Raw genomic sequence first — 14,248 nt, 5'->3', positions numbered from 1 at the left:
TCTCCTAAAGGCTTCAGCACGTCGCCTGCTCGGCACCGGCGAGGCGCTCGAGGGACGTGCGATCCACTTGTTGGGAATCCACTTTGACATAAGCGGCCGCTTCTTCAGCGACCACCATCACATCGCTCACACCGGGCAATGCCTTGAAACGCTCAGCCAACGAAGCATCGCGCAGGGCCTCGTCGGACAAAGGCAGGCGAATACTCGTTACATAAGGCGGTTCGCGCATGGTAACAGCAATCGCCAGCCAGAGGGCAGCCAGCACCGCGCAGCCGATGAACACCCCGTCGAGCCCGCCGTGCTGGTACATCCAGCCGCCGAGGATGCCGCCCACGGCGGCGCCGAGGAACTGGCTGGTGGAGTACACGCCCATCGCCGTGCCCTTGCCACCGGCCGGCGACACCTTGCTCACCAGCGAGGGCAGCGAGGCCTCCAGCAGGTTGAACGCGGTGAAGTAGACGATGATGCCGAACACCAGTTCCTTGAGGCTGTTGCCGAACTCCCAGAAGAACAGTTCGCAGAGCATCAGGGTTGCCACGGCGCCGGCCAGTACGCGCTTCATCTGGCGCTTCTTCTCGGCGTAGATGATGAACGGCACCATGCCGAAGAAGCCCACCAGCAGCGCGGTCAGGTAGACCCACCAGTGTTCTTCCTTGGGCAGTCCGGCGCGCTCGACCAGTGCCAGCGGCAGCGCGACGAAGCTGGCCATGAGGATCGCGTGCAGCACCAGGATGCCGGCGTCCAGGCGCAGCAGTTCGCCGTTCTTCAGGGTCGGCAGCAGCGACTGCTTGGCCACGCTCGACTCGCGATGCTGCATGCGGTGGTCAGGCGTTGGCACGAAGAACAGGATGATCAGCATGCCCACCAGGGCCATGCCGGCGGTGAACCAGAACAGCCCGTGCAGGCCGAACCAGTGGGTCAGCACGGGGCCGGCAACCATCGCCACGGCGAAGGACACGCCGATGCTCATGCCGATCATGGCCATGGCCTTGGTGCGGTGCTGCTCGCGGGTGAGGTCGGAAAGCATCGCCATCACCGCCGCGGAAATCGCCCCGGCACCCTGCAGGACGCGGCCGGCGATGATGCCCCAGATGGAATCGGCGTTGGCCGCCAGCGCGGCGCCGGCGGCGAACACCAGCAGGCCGACGATGATGATCGGCCGGCGGCCGATGCGGTCGGACAAGGTGCCCAGCGGGATCTGCAGGATCGCCTGGGTCAGGCCGTAGGCGCCGATGGCCAGGCCGATCAGTGCCGGGGTGGCGCCGGCCAGGTCCTGGCCATAGGTGGCGAGCACCGGCAGGACCATGAACATGCCGAGCATGCGGAACGCGAAGACCAGGGACAGGCCGGCGGCCGCGCGGGTTTCGGTGCCACTCATGCGCTCAGTGTGGGAATCGTGCATAGGCCCCTCATGGAAAGACGAAAAACGGGAGTGCGCTGAATTGCCCCCGTGGCGCCGCGCCACCCAGGCCTTGCAGGGCCGGTTGTCGCCAACGCCGAAAAATAGCCGCGCATTCTAGCAGCCCCGGAGTCCAAGCGAACACACGCGCCACTTTGCCGCGTGCCGACCCCGCCCCGTATACTCATTTGTTTTCGCCCGCCAAGCGAGGCCGTAGTGGACAAGATCCTCATCCGTGGGGCACGTACCCACAACCTGAAGAACATCGACCTGACCCTGCCGCGCGACAAGTTGATCGTGATCACCGGCCTGTCCGGTTCCGGCAAGTCTTCCCTGGCTTTCGACACGCTCTACGCCGAGGGCCAGCGCCGTTACGTGGAATCCCTGTCTGCCTATGCCCGGCAGTTCCTCTCGATGATGGAAAAGCCCGACGTCGACACCATCGAAGGCCTGTCGCCGGCGATCTCCATCGAGCAGAAGTCCACCTCCCACAACCCGCGCTCCACCGTCGGCACCATCACCGAGATCTACGACTACCTGCGCCTGCTCTATGCGCGCGTGGGTATTCCGCGCTGCCCGGACCATGACATTCCGCTGGAAGCGCAGACCGTCAGCCAGATGGTCGACCAGGTACTGGCGCTGCCCGAAGGCCGCAAGCTGATGTTGCTGGCACCGGTGATCCGCGAACGCAAGGGCGAGCACCTGGCGGTGTTCGACGAGATGCGTGCCCAGGGTTTCGTCCGCGCCCGCGTCGACGGCAAGCTCTACGAGCTGGACGAAGTGCCGAAGCTGGACAAGAAGCTCAAGCACTCCATCGACATCGTGGTCGACCGCTTCAAGGTACGCGGTGATTTGCAGCAGCGCCTGGCCGAGTCCTTCGAGACGGCGATCAACCTGGCCGATGGCATCGCGCTAGTCGCACCGATGGATGATGAAGAAGGCGAAGAGATGATCTTCTCCGCCCGCTTCGCCTGCCCGATCTGCGGCCACTCCATCAGCGAGCTGGAACCCAAGCTGTTCTCCTTCAACAACCCGGCCGGCGCCTGCCCGACCTGCGATGGCCTGGGCGTGAAGCAGTTCTTCGACGCGCGGCGTGTGGTCAATGGTGAACTGACCCTGGCCGAAGGCGCGATCCGCGGCTGGGACCGGCGCAACGTCTACTACTTCCAGATGCTCGGTTCCCTGGCCGGGCACTTCGGTTTCAGCCTGGAAGAGCCCTTCCAGGATCTCGACCCGGACCACCAGAAGTTCATCCTCAATGGTTCGGGCCGCGAGAACGTCGAATTCCGCTACCTCAACGACCGCGGCGACATCGTCAAGCGCGCGCACCCATTCGAAGGCATCCTGCCGAACCTGGAACGTCGCTACCGCGAGACCGAGTCGGCCACCGTGCGCGAGGAACTGGCCAAGTTCCTCAGCACCCAGCCCTGCCCGGACTGCCACGGCACTCGCCTGCGCCGCGAAGCACGCCACGTGTGGGTCGGCGACAAGACGCTGCCAGCGATCACCTCGATGCCGGTGGGCACCGCCTGTGAATACGCAGAGAGCCTGACCCTGACCGGTCGCCGTGGCGAGATTGCCTCGAAGATTCTCAAGGAGATCCGCGAGCGCCTGCAGTTCCTGGTCAACGTCGGCCTCGACTACCTGACCCTGGACCGCAGCGCCGACACCCTCTCCGGCGGCGAGGCCCAGCGCATCCGCCTGGCCAGCCAGATCGGCGCCGGCCTGGTGGGCGTCATGTACATCCTCGACGAACCTTCCATCGGCCTGCACCAGCGCGACAACGAGCGCCTGCTGGGCACCCTCACCCACCTGCGCAACCTGGGCAACACGGTGATCGTGGTCGAGCACGACGAGGACGCCATCCGCCTCGCCGACTATGTCGTGGACATCGGCCCGGGTGCCGGCGTACACGGCGGGCAGATCGTCGCCGAGGGCACACCGCAGCAGGTCATGGACCATCCGGACTCCGTCACCGGCGCCTATCTGTCCGGCCGCACCAAGATCGTCGTGCCCGCAGAACGCACCCCGCGCAACAAGAAGCAGTTGCTCAAGCTCAAGGGCGCGCGCGGCAACAACCTGCAGAACGTCAACCTGGAAATCCCGGTCGGCCTGTTCACCTGCATCACCGGCGTTTCCGGCTCGGGCAAGTCGACGCTGATCAACAACACCCTGTTCCCGATCACCGCCACCGCGCTCAACGGCGCCACCACCCTGGAAGTGGCGCCCTACGACTCGTTCGACGGTCTGCAGCACCTGGACAAGGTGGTGGACATCGACCAGAGCCCGATCGGCCGCACCCCGCGCTCCAACCCGGCGACCTACACCGGGCTGTTCACGCCGATCCGCGAGCTGTTCGCCGGCGTGCCGGAAGCCCGCTCGCGCGGCTATGGGCCGGGGCGTTTCTCGTTCAACGTCAAAGGGGGCCGCTGCGAGGCCTGCCAGGGCGACGGCGTGATCAAGGTGGAGATGCACTTCCTGCCCGATATCTACGTCCCCTGCGACGTCTGCAAGGGCAAGCGCTACAACCGCGAGACGCTGGAAGTCCGCTACAAGGGCAAGAGCATCACCGAGGTGCTGGACATGACCATCGAGGACGCCCGCGCGTTCTTCGACGCCGTCCCCGCCATCGCCCGCAAGCTGCAGACGCTGATGGACGTCGGCCTGTCGTACATCAAGCTGGGGCAGAGTGCGACCACCTTGTCCGGCGGCGAGGCACAGCGGGTCAAGCTGTCCCGCGAGCTGTCTAAACGCGATACCGGCAAGACGCTGTACATACTCGACGAGCCGACCACCGGCCTGCACTTCGCGGATATCCAGCAACTGCTGGACGTGCTGCATCGCCTGCGCGACCACGGCAACACCGTGGTGGTGATCGAGCACAACCTGGACGTGATCAAGACCGCCGACTGGCTGGTCGACCTCGGCCCCGAGGGCGGCTCCAAGGGCGGCCAGATCATCGCCACCGGCACGCCGGAGCAGGTTGCGGAGCTGGCGGTCTCGCACACCGGGCACTTCCTCAAGCCGCTGCTGGAGCGTGATCGGGCCTGATCCGCACCGACATGAAAAAAGCCCCTGTCGCCAATCGGCGCAGGGGCTTTTTCTTGGGCCATTGCGGGCGCGGATGTTACCCGCGCGCCTGAATCAGAGCTGCGACTGCAGGTAGTTCTCCAGGCCCATCTTGGCGATCAGGCCGAGTTGCTGCTCCAGCCAGTAGGCGTGATCTTCCTCGGTATCGGTCAACTGCACGCGCAGGATATCGCGGGTGACGAAGTCCTTGTGCTTCTCGCACAGTGCAATGCCCTTAGCCAGCGCAGCGCGCACATGGCGCTCCAGCTTCAGGTCGGCTTCCAGCATTTCCGGCACAGTCTTGCCCGGGTGAATGTCGTCCGGGCGCATGCGCGGGGTGCCTTCGAGCAGGAGGATGCGACGCAGCAACGCATCGGCGTGCTGAGTTTCCTCTTCCATCTCGTGGTTGAGGCGCTCGTAGAGCTTGCTGAAGCCCCAATCCTCGTACATGCGCGAGTGGATGAAATACTGGTCGCGAGCGGCCAGCTCACCGGTCAGCAGCGTGTTGAGATAATCGATAACCTCGGCGTGGCCTTGCATCAGCCTTCTCCCTGGGACGTGACAGCGAATTAAACGGCGCTATGGTCGCGACTGGCCATGACCGGGGTCAAGTCCGCGATGCCCCACAAACGCAACCGCCCTCCGAAGAGGGCGGCTGGTAGAACGGTTTCAGCTTAGTCGAGCTTCAGGCCCAGCGCCTTGGCGACGCCTTCGCCGTAGGCCGGGTCGATCTTGAAGAACAGCGCGAGCTGACGACGCTGGATCGCTTCCGGTACGCCTGCCATGTCCCCGGCAATGTTCTCGTACAGGCGCTGCCGCTGTGCTTCGTCAAACAGACGGAACAGTGCGGCCGGCTGACTGTAGTAATCGTCGTCCACACGGTGGTTCCAGTGGTCGGCGCTGCCTTCCAGGGTCAGCGGCGGCTCGGAGTAATCCGGTTGCTCCTGCCATTGGCTGAAGCTGTTCGGCTCGTAGGTGACGGTCATGTCACCGTTATTGCCGTCCACCCGCATGGCGCCGTCGCGGTGATAGATGCGCGGGTTGTTACGCGCAGCGTTCACCGGGATCTGGTGGTGGTTCACGCCCAGGCGATAGCGGTGTGCATCGCCGTAGGAGAACAGGCGACCCTGGAGCATCTTGTCCGGCGAGAAACCGATGCCAGGAACGATGTTTGCCGGAGAGAATGCCGACTGCTCGACTTCGGCGAAGTAGTTCGCCGGGTTGCGGTTGAGCTCGAAGTAACCCACCTCGATCAGCGGGTAGTCGCCGTGCGGCCAGACCTTGGTCAGGTCGAACGGGTTGTAGCGGTAGGTCGCCGCGTCCTTCTCCGGCATCACCTGTACGTACATTTTCCAGCGCGGGAAGTCGCCGCGCTCGATGGCGTCATACAGGTCGCGCTGGGAGCTCTCGCGGTCGGCGCCGACCAGTTTCGCCGCTTCCTCATTGCTCAGGTTCTCGATGCCCTGCTGGGTCTTGAAGTGGAACTTGACCCAGAAACGTTCGTTGCTGGCATTGATGAAGCTGAACGTGTGGCTACCAAAGCCATGGACGTGACGGTAGCTGCGCGGCAGGCCACGGTCGCTGAAGTCGATGGTCAACTGGTGCAGGGCTTCGGGCAGGTGCGAGAAGAAGTCCCACTTCAGCGTGGCGTTGCGCAGGTTGGTGCGCGGATCGCGCTTCACCACGTGGTTCAGGTCGGGGAATTTCAGCGGATCGCGGAAGTAGAAGACCGGGGTGTTGTTGCCGACCAGGTCCCAGTTGCCTTCCTCGGTGTAGAACTTCAGGGCGAAGCCACGGATATCGCGCTCGGCGTCTGCTGCGCCACGCTCGCCCGCTACGGTGGAAAAGCGCAGGAACAGGGGAGTCTGCTTGCCGACCTGGGAGAACAGCTTGGCGCGGGTATAGCGGGTGATGTCCTGGGTGACGGTGAAGGTACCGTAGGCCGCAGAACCCTTGGCATGCATGCGACGCTCAGGGATTACTTCGCGGTCGAAGTGCGCCAGTTTTTCCAGGAACCAGACATCCTGCAGCAGCATCGGGCCCCGCGGGCCGGCGGTCTGGACGTTCTGGTTATCGGCGACCGGCGCTCCAGCTGCAGTCGTCAGACGGGTGTTGTCACTCATCGTTACTCTCCTCAACGGCGGGGTGCCTGTATGCCGGCAAACTGCGGAGGCAGAAGGCTCGGCCCGACATCCCAATCGGACAATTAAGCGCCTCCAACGGCATTGCGGCTGTTGATCCAGCTCAGCAAGCAGTAGAAGTCGACGGCGTTAAGGATCGGTGACAAGGGACTTGATAAGCCAATTTATTGATTAGAGCCTATCAATAGATAAAAACTTTTCTCCAGGCAATAAAAAACCGGGCACAAGGCCCGGTTTCTTATAAGGCGTAAACCTTACTCTGCAGCTTCTACTGCTTGGCCGCCAACAGCGCGGTCAATCAGTTCGACGTATGCCATGGGGGCATTGTCGCCGGCGCGGAAGCCGCACTTCAGGATGCGCAGGTAGCCGCCCGGACGGTTGGCGTAGCGCTTGCCCAGTTCGTTGAACAGCTTGCCTACGGCTTCTTTCGAACGGGTACGGTCGAAAGCGAGACGACGGTTGGCAACGCTATCCACTTTAGCCAGGGTGATCAGCGGCTCGGCAACGCGACGCAGTTCCTTGGCCTTGGGCAGGGTGGTTTTGATCAGTTCGTGTTCGAAGAGCGACACAGCCATGTTCTGGAACATAGCCTTGCGGTGCGCGCTGGTGCGGCTCAGGTGACGACCACTTTTACGATGGCGCATGGTTCAATTCCTTTCCAAACTTTACGTTCGGTAGCTACGACGATCAGGCAGTAGCCTTGTCGTCTTTCTTGAGACTTGCCGGCGGCCAGTTATCGAGGCGCATACCGAGGGACAGACCGCGAGAGGCCAGAACGTCCTTGATTTCGGTCAGGGACTTCTTGCCCAGGTTCGGCGTTTTGAGCAGCTCTACTTCGGTGCGCTGAATCAGGTCACCGATGTAGTAGATGTTCTCTGCCTTCAGGCAGTTGGCCGAACGGACGGTCAGCTCAAGGTCATCGACCGGACGCAGCAGGATCGGATCGATCTCGTCTTCCTGCTCTTCAACGACGGGCTCGCTGTCGCCTTTGAGGTCCACGAACGCTGCCAGCTGCTGTTGCAGGATGGTAGCGGCGCGACGGATAGCCTCTTCAGGGTCCAGGGTGCCGTTGGTTTCCAGATCGAGGACCAGCTTGTCCAGGTTGGTACGCTGTTCGACACGGGCGTTCTCGACCACGTAGGCAACACGACGTACGGGGCTGAACGAGGCATCGAGCTGAAGACGGCCAATGCTGCGGCTTTCGTCTTCATCGCTGGTGCGGGCATCAGCCGGCTCGTAGCCACGGCCACGAGCGACTTTCAGCTTCATGTTCAGCGCGCCGTTATCGGCCAGGTGGGCGATAACATGGTCACCGTTGACGATCTCGACATCATGATCCAGCTGAATATCGGCAGCGGTCACCACACCCGAGCCCTTTTTCGCCAGGGTCAGCGTCACTTCGTCACGGCCGTGCAGCTTGATGGCCAGGCCTTTCAGGTTGAGCAGGATCTCGATGACATCTTCCTGCACACCTTCGATGGCGGAGTACTCGTGGAGTACGCCGTCGATCTCGGCCTCGACTACCGCACAGCCAGGCATGGAGGACAACAGGATGCGACGCAGCGCGTTGCCCAGGGTATGGCCGAAACCACGCTCGAGAGGCTCGAGAGTGATCTTGGCGCGGGTTTGGCTGACCACCTGCACATCGATGTGGCGGGGGGTCAGGAACTCATTTACCGAACTCTGCATGGATGCACCTATTTTCTAGCCCTTACTTGGAGTAGAGCTCGACAATCAGGTTTTCGTTGATGTCGGCGGACAGATCGGCACGAGCCGGGACACTTTTGAAGGTGCCGGCTTTCTTGTCGGTGTCCACTTCGACCCACTCAACGCGACCGCGCTGGGCGCACAGGTCCAGAGCTTGGGCGATACGCAGCTGGTTCTTCGATTTCTCGCGAACAGCAACGACATCACCGGCTTTGACCTGGTAGGACGGCACGTTTACGGTCTGACCGTTGACGCTGATGGTCTTGTGGGACACCAGCTGACGGGATTCGGAGCGAGTGGAACCGAAGCCCATACGGTAGACGACGTTGTCCAGACGGCACTCAAGCAGCTGCAGCAGGTTTTCACCCGTGGAGCCCTTGCGGCGGGACGCTTCCTGATAGTAGCCACGGAATTGACGTTCCAGAACGCCGTAGATGCGGCGAACTTTTTGTTTCTCGCGCAGCTGCAGACCGTAGTCGGACAGACGACCACGACGCTGGCCATGCTGGCCGGGAACTTGTTCTGCCTTGCACTTCGAGTCGAGGGCACGAACGCCGCTCTTCAGGAAGAGATCAGTGCCTTCGCGGCGGGACAGTTTGCACTTGGGACCAATGTAACGAGCCATTTCTCACTGTCTCCTATTACACGCGACGCTTTTTCGGCGGACGGCAGCCGTTATGCGGGATCGGGGTTACGTCGGTGATGCTGGCGATCTTGTAACCGCAGGCATTCAGCGCACGAACAGCCGACTCGCGACCCGGGCCCGGGCCTTTGACGTTGACGTCAAGGTTCTTCAGACCGTATTCCAGAGCAGCCTGGCCGGCACGCTCGGCCGCTACCTGGGCAGCGAACGGAGTGCTCTTACGCGAGCCACGGAAACCCGAACCACCGGAAGTGGCCCAGGACAGGGCGTTGCCCTGACGATCAGTGATGGTAACGATGGTGTTGTTGAAGGACGCGTGGATGTGCGCGATCCCATCAACCACCGTCTTTTTGACTTTCTTGCGAGGACGAGCAGCAGGTTTTGCCATGACTATATTCCTAAGCGATTACTTGCGGATCGGCTTACGCGGGCCCTTACGGGTGCGCGCGTTGGTCTTGGTACGCTGACCGCGAACCGGCAGACCACGACGATGACGCAGACCGCGGTAGCAACCGAGGTCCATCAGACGCTTGATATTCATGTTGATTTCGCGACGCAGGTCACCTTCAGTGGTCAGCTTGGCCACTTCGGTACGCAGCGAATCGATCTGCTCTTCGCTCAGCTCTTTGATCTTTACAGCCGGGCTGATGCCGGTGGCTGCACAGATGCTCTGTGCGGTAGTGCGACCAACACCATAGATGTAGGTCAGCGAGATAACAGTGTGCTTGTTATCCGGAATGTTTACGCCTGCAATACGGGCCATTCAGAAAAACTCCAATTGACAGCTACCCGGCGCCCAGGGAGCCAAGAAAGGGCGCGGATATTAGCGCTGTAAAAACAAATAATCAACCCGGCAGCACACTAGCTGCCGGGCTATCACGCGTAAATCACACTCAGCCTTGGCGCTGTTTGTGACGCGGCTCCGCGCTGCAGATCACACGAACGACGCCTTCGCGACGGACGATCTTGCAGTTGCGGCACAGCTTCTTAACCGATGCACGAACTTTCATCAGTGACTCCTCGAACCTTACGGGTCAGCGCAGCAGACCGCTGCCATAGCCCTTCAGGTTGGCTTTCTTCATGAGGGATTCGTACTGGTGAGAAACGAGGTGAGATTGTACTTGGGCCATAAAGTCCATCACAACCACGACCACGATCAGCAACGAGGTCCCGCCAAGGTAGAACGGAACGTGGGCAGCTACGACCAGGAACTGGGGCAGCAGGCACACAGCCGTCATGTACAGGGCACCGAACATGGTCAAACGGGTCAGCACGCCATCGATGTAGCGAGCAGACTGTTCACCCGGACGAATACCCGGAATAAATGCACCGGACTTCTTGAGGTTTTCCGCCACGTCCTTCGGGTTGAACATCAGCGCTGTGTAGAAGAAGCAGAAGAAGACGATCCCTGCACTAAACAGCAGAATGTTCAGCGGCTGACCAGGCGCGATCGCTTGCGCGACGTCCTGCAGCCAACCCAGGCCTTCCGACTGACCGAACCAGGCACCCAGGGATGCCGGGAACAGCAGGATGCTGCTGGCGAAAATCGCAGGGATTACACCCGCCATGTTCACTTTCAGCGGCAAATGGCTGGTCTGGGCGGCAAACACCTTGCGACCTTGCTGGCGCTTGGCGTAATGCACGGCGATACGACGCTGACCCCGCTCGATGAACACCACGAACGCGATGATGGCCACGGCCAGCAGGCCGATGGCGATCAGGGCGAAGATGTTGATGTCACCTTGACGCGCGGACTCGAAGGACTGACCGATTGCTCGGGGCAGACCTGCGACGATACCGGAGAAGATCAACATGGAGATGCCGTTGCCGACACCCCGCTCGGTGATCTGCTCACCCAGCCACATCATGAAGAGTGCACCCGCCACGAAGGTGGTGACCGACACGAAGTAGAAGCCGAAGTCGTTGGAGAAGGCCACGCCCTGGCTACCCAGACCAATGGACATGCCAATGGCCTGGACGAGTGCCAGGACGAGAGTCGCGTAGCGGGTGTACTGGCTGATCTTGCGACGCCCAGACTCACCCTCTTTCTTCAACTGCTCCAGCTGCGGGCTGATAGCGGTCATGAGCTGCATGATGATCGACGCCGAGATGTACGGCATGATCCCCAGTGCAAAAATACTCATGCGCTCCAGCGCGCCGCCGGAAAACATGTTGAAGAGGCTAAGAATGGTCCCCTCGTTCTGCCGGAACAGTGCCGCCAAGCGATCGGGGTTGATGCCCGGGACTGGGATGTGCGCGCCGATCCGATAGACGATGATCGCCAGGAACAGGAAACGCAGACGTGCCCAGAGCTCGGACAAACCACCACCGTTGCTCAGCGCAGAGAGAGCACCTTGCTTAGCCATTTAGTCCTCGATTTTGCCGCCAGCTGCTTCGATAGCCGCACGAGCGCCCTTGGTGGCGCCGATGCCTTTCAGAGTGACCGCGCGAGTAACGTCGCCCGACAGCATGACTTTCACACGCTGTACGTTCTGGTTAATCACGTTGGCATCCTTCAGGGCCTGCACGGTAACGACATCACCCTCGACCTTGGCCAGTTCGGAAGTGCGCACTTCTGCGCGATCCATGGCTTTCAGCGAGTTGAAGCCGAACTTCGGCAGACGACGGTGCAGCGGTTGCTGACCACCCTCGAAGCCCGGAGCGATGGAGCCACCGGAGCGGGAGGTTTGACCTTTGTGACCACGGCCACCGGTCTTGCCCAGACCGCTACCGATGCCACGGCCCGGACGGTGCTTTTCGCGACGGGCACCCGGCGCGGAACGCAGATCGTTCAGTTGCATGGATTAACCCTCCACACGCAGCAGGTAGTAAGCCTTGTTAATCATGCCGCGGTTTTCAGGAGTGTCCTGAACTTCGACAGTGTGATTAATGCGACGCAGGCCGAGGCCTTTGACGCAAGCCTTGTGATTGGCCAGACGGCCGTTCAGGCTCTTGATCAGGGTAACTTTGACAGTTGCCATGGTTAGAGAATCTCCTCGACGCTCTTGCCACGCTTGGCCGCTACCGACTCAGGGGACTGCATGTTCTTCAGGCCCTTGAAGGTTGCGTAGACCACGTTCACCGGATTGGTGGAGCCGTAGCACTTCGCCAGAACGTTCTGCACACCAGCCACTTCCAGGACAGCACGCATGGCGCCGCCGGCGATGATGCCGGTACCTTCGGAAGCCGGCTGCATGTACACCTTGGAGGCGCCATGGGCGGACTTGGTCGGGTACTGCAGGGTGGTGCCGTTCAGATCAACCTGGATCATGTTGCGGCGAGCAGCTTCCATTGCCTTCTGGATAGCGGCCGGCACTTCACGCGCCTTGCCACGACCGAAGCCAACACGGCCCTTGCCATCGCCAACCACGGTCAGCGCGGTGAAGGCGAAGATACGGCCACCTTTTACGGTTTTGGCGACGCGGTTCACTTGAACCAGCTTCTCGATGTAGCCTTCGTCGCGCTTTTGATCGTTGTTTGCCATAACTTAGAACTCCAGACCGCCTTCACGAGCGGCATCAGCCAGGGCCTTGATACGACCGTGGTACTTGAAGCCAGAACGGTCGAACGCCACCTGAGTGACGCCGGCAGCCTTGGCGCGTTCCGCGACCAGTTGACCAACTTTCTTGGCTGCGTCGACGTTGCCGGTGGCAGCTTCGCGCAGTTCCTTGTCCAGGGTCGAGGCGCTGGCCAGGACCTTGCCGCCGTCGGCTGCAATGACCTGGGCGTAGATGTGCTGGGAGGAGCGGTACACGCAGAGGCGTACGGCTTCCAGTTCGCGCATCTTCAGGCGAGCCTTGCGAGCGCGGCGCAGACGGGTTTCTTTCTTGACGCTCATTTGCTATGCCCTACTTCTTCTTGGCTTCTTTACGAAGGACGACTTCGTCGGCGTAACGCACGCCCTTGCCTTTGTACGGCTCCGGCGGACGGAAGTCGCGGATTTCCGCGGCAACCTGGCCAACCAGCTGCTTGTCGATACCCTTGATCAGGATGTCGGTCTGGCTGGGGGTTTCCGCGACGATGCCGGCAGGCAGTTCGTAATCAACCGGGTGGGAGAAGCCGAGAGCCAGGGACAGCACTTGGCCTTTGGCCTGCGCTTTGTAACCAACACCAACCAGCTGGAGCTTGCGCTCGAAGCCTTGGCTGACGCCGATCACCATGTTGTTGACCAGAGCGCGGGTGGTACCGGCCATGGCACGGGTCTGCTGGTCGCCGTTACGCGCAGCGAAACGCAGCTCACCGTTGTCCTGAATGACTTCGACGGACGGATGTACTTTCAGCTCCAGAGCACCTTTGGCGCCCTTGATCGAAAGTTCCTGACCAGCCAGCTTGATTTCAACGCCGGCAGGCAGAATGACGGGGTTCTTAGCAACGCGAGACATGCTGATTCCCCTTAGAACACAGTGCAGAGCACTTCGCCACCGACGCCAGCGGCACGGGCAGCACGGTCAGTCATCACACCTTTGTTGGTGGAGACGATCGAAACGCCCAGGCCGCCGCGAACTTTCGGCAGCTGGTCTACGGATTTGTACTGGCGCAGGCCAGGACGGCTGATTCGCTTCACTTCCTCGATGACAGGCTTGCCTTCGAAGTACTTCAGCTCGATCGACAGCAGAGGCTTGGCCTCGGCGGTGACTTGGAAATCCGCAATGTAACCTTCGTCCTTGAGGACTTTGGCGACTGCCGCTTTCAGCTTGGAAGACGGCATGCTCACGACGGTCTTCTCAGCCATCTGGGCATTACGGATGCGAGTTAGCATGTCTGCTAACGGGTCCTGCATACTCATGGGCTTAATGCTCCTGATACAAAAGATAAGCCTTCAACTTCATAACTCGCCCTCAAAACACCGGACGATCTAAACCCGGGCTCAGGGGAGCCGGGTATTCTAGAGATCGCTCAAAAACGAATCAAGCCCCACGAGGGGGCTTGCTTCGCAAAGCGATCAACGGAGCCGTTGCCGACTCCGTCTAGCACTTACCAGCTGGCTTTCACCAGGCCCGGTACGTCACCGCGCATTGCTGCTTCACGCAGCTTGTTACGGCTCAAGCCGAACTTGCGGTAGTAACCGTGCGGACGACCGGTCAGACGGCAACGGTTACGCAGGCGGCTGGCGCTCGCGTCACGCGGTTGCTTCTGCAGGGCGACCTGGGCATTCCAACGATCTTCCGCAGTGGTGCTCGGATTAACGATGATCGCTTTCAGCTCGGCACGCTTTTTAGCGTACTTGGCTACCGTGCGCTGACGCTTCAGCTCACGGTTCTTCATGCTCTCTTTAGCCATGGTCCTACT

General features: G+C 61.2%; 18 protein-coding genes. 1 reads left to right on the top strand and 17 read right to left on the bottom strand.

What is annotated here, in order from left to right; all coding sequences use genetic code 11:
- Positions 1 to 13: 13 nt before the first annotated feature.
- Positions 14 to 1,402: an MFS transporter gene (locus tag LDJ84_RS03425; protein ID WP_024767075.1), complete on the bottom strand. Its 1,389-nt coding sequence runs from the start codon at positions 1,400 to 1,402 to the stop codon at positions 14 to 16.
- 213 nt (positions 1,403 to 1,615) lie between these two features.
- Here LDJ84_RS03425 and uvrA point away from each other — a divergent pair, with 213 nt between their 5' ends.
- The gene (gene uvrA, locus LDJ84_RS03420) at positions 1,616 to 4,450 is read left to right on the top strand and encodes an excinuclease ABC subunit UvrA (RefSeq protein WP_054906705.1); all 2,835 of its coding nucleotides are present in this window, start codon (positions 1,616 to 1,618) and stop codon (positions 4,448 to 4,450) included.
- A 93-nt stretch (positions 4,451 to 4,543) separates the two neighbouring features.
- Here uvrA and bfr read toward each other — a convergent pair whose 3' ends face one another.
- From bfr to rpsN, 16 genes are all read right to left on the bottom strand, one after another.
- Positions 4,544 to 5,008, bottom strand: coding sequence for a bacterioferritin (gene bfr, locus LDJ84_RS03415; RefSeq protein ID WP_024767076.1), 465 nt, complete (start codon positions 5,006 to 5,008; stop codon positions 4,544 to 4,546).
- Between the two features lie 134 nt (positions 5,009 to 5,142).
- The gene (gene katA, locus LDJ84_RS03410; protein ID WP_024767077.1) at positions 5,143 to 6,591 is read right to left on the bottom strand and encodes a catalase KatA; all 1,449 of its coding nucleotides are present in this window, start codon (positions 6,589 to 6,591) and stop codon (positions 5,143 to 5,145) included.
- A 272-nt stretch (positions 6,592 to 6,863) separates the two neighbouring features.
- A complete protein-coding gene (gene rplQ / locus LDJ84_RS03405; RefSeq protein ID WP_015475338.1) occupies positions 6,864 to 7,253 on the bottom strand; it encodes a 50S ribosomal protein L17 in 390 nt (129 codons plus the stop codon).
- A 43-nt stretch (positions 7,254 to 7,296) separates the two neighbouring features.
- Complete coding sequence (locus LDJ84_RS03400) at positions 7,297 to 8,298, bottom strand: DNA-directed RNA polymerase subunit alpha (protein ID WP_024767078.1); 1,002 nt, start codon at positions 8,296 to 8,298, stop codon at positions 7,297 to 7,299.
- 22 nt (positions 8,299 to 8,320) lie between these two features.
- Complete coding sequence (gene rpsD / locus LDJ84_RS03395; protein WP_017521893.1) at positions 8,321 to 8,941, bottom strand: 30S ribosomal protein S4; 621 nt, start codon at positions 8,939 to 8,941, stop codon at positions 8,321 to 8,323.
- Positions 8,942 to 8,957: 16 nt separating this feature from the next.
- Positions 8,958 to 9,347: a 30S ribosomal protein S11 gene (rpsK, locus tag LDJ84_RS03390; protein ID WP_003093689.1), complete on the bottom strand. Its 390-nt coding sequence runs from the start codon at positions 9,345 to 9,347 to the stop codon at positions 8,958 to 8,960.
- Positions 9,348 to 9,365: 18 nt separating this feature from the next.
- Entirely contained in the window at positions 9,366 to 9,722 is a 357-nt protein-coding gene (gene rpsM / locus LDJ84_RS03385; protein ID WP_024767079.1) for a 30S ribosomal protein S13, read from the bottom strand.
- 130 nt (positions 9,723 to 9,852) lie between these two features.
- A complete protein-coding gene (rpmJ, locus tag LDJ84_RS03380; protein ID WP_014854209.1) occupies positions 9,853 to 9,969 on the bottom strand; it encodes a 50S ribosomal protein L36 in 117 nt (38 codons plus the stop codon).
- A gap of 24 nt (positions 9,970 to 9,993) precedes the next feature.
- A complete protein-coding gene (secY, locus tag LDJ84_RS03375) occupies positions 9,994 to 11,325 on the bottom strand; it encodes a preprotein translocase subunit SecY (protein WP_024767080.1) in 1,332 nt (443 codons plus the stop codon).
- Positions 11,326 to 11,760 carry a 50S ribosomal protein L15 gene (gene rplO, locus LDJ84_RS03370; RefSeq protein ID WP_017521896.1) on the bottom strand — a complete coding sequence of 145 codons (435 nt, stop codon included), beginning with the start codon at positions 11,758 to 11,760 and terminating at the stop codon, positions 11,326 to 11,328. It lies immediately after the preceding gene.
- A gap of 3 nt (positions 11,761 to 11,763) precedes the next feature.
- A complete protein-coding gene (gene rpmD / locus LDJ84_RS03365) occupies positions 11,764 to 11,940 on the bottom strand; it encodes a 50S ribosomal protein L30 (protein ID WP_009617174.1) in 177 nt (58 codons plus the stop codon).
- Positions 11,941 to 11,942: 2 nt separating this feature from the next.
- On the bottom strand, positions 11,943 to 12,443 hold the full coding sequence (gene rpsE, locus LDJ84_RS03360) for a 30S ribosomal protein S5 (protein WP_009617173.1): 501 nt from the start codon (positions 12,441 to 12,443) through the stop codon (positions 11,943 to 11,945).
- A gap of 3 nt (positions 12,444 to 12,446) precedes the next feature.
- Complete coding sequence (gene rplR / locus LDJ84_RS03355; RefSeq protein WP_017521897.1) at positions 12,447 to 12,797, bottom strand: 50S ribosomal protein L18; 351 nt, start codon at positions 12,795 to 12,797, stop codon at positions 12,447 to 12,449.
- A 10-nt stretch (positions 12,798 to 12,807) separates the two neighbouring features.
- Positions 12,808 to 13,341 carry a 50S ribosomal protein L6 gene (rplF, locus tag LDJ84_RS03350; RefSeq protein WP_015475332.1) on the bottom strand — a complete coding sequence of 178 codons (534 nt, stop codon included), beginning with the start codon at positions 13,339 to 13,341 and terminating at the stop codon, positions 12,808 to 12,810.
- A gap of 11 nt (positions 13,342 to 13,352) precedes the next feature.
- Complete coding sequence (gene rpsH, locus LDJ84_RS03345) at positions 13,353 to 13,745, bottom strand: 30S ribosomal protein S8 (protein ID WP_015475331.1); 393 nt, start codon at positions 13,743 to 13,745, stop codon at positions 13,353 to 13,355.
- Between the two features lie 188 nt (positions 13,746 to 13,933).
- On the bottom strand, positions 13,934 to 14,239 hold the full coding sequence (gene rpsN, locus LDJ84_RS03340) for a 30S ribosomal protein S14 (protein ID WP_024767384.1): 306 nt from the start codon (positions 14,237 to 14,239) through the stop codon (positions 13,934 to 13,936).
- Positions 14,240 to 14,248: the final 9 nt, after the last annotated feature.

Origin of the sequence: Pseudomonas sp. HS-18, assembly GCF_020401845.1 — a bacterium.
GTDB lineage: Bacteria > Pseudomonadota > Gammaproteobacteria > Pseudomonadales > Pseudomonadaceae > Pseudomonas > Pseudomonas nitroreducens.
This window is presented reverse-complemented; position numbering and strand designations above follow the sequence as displayed.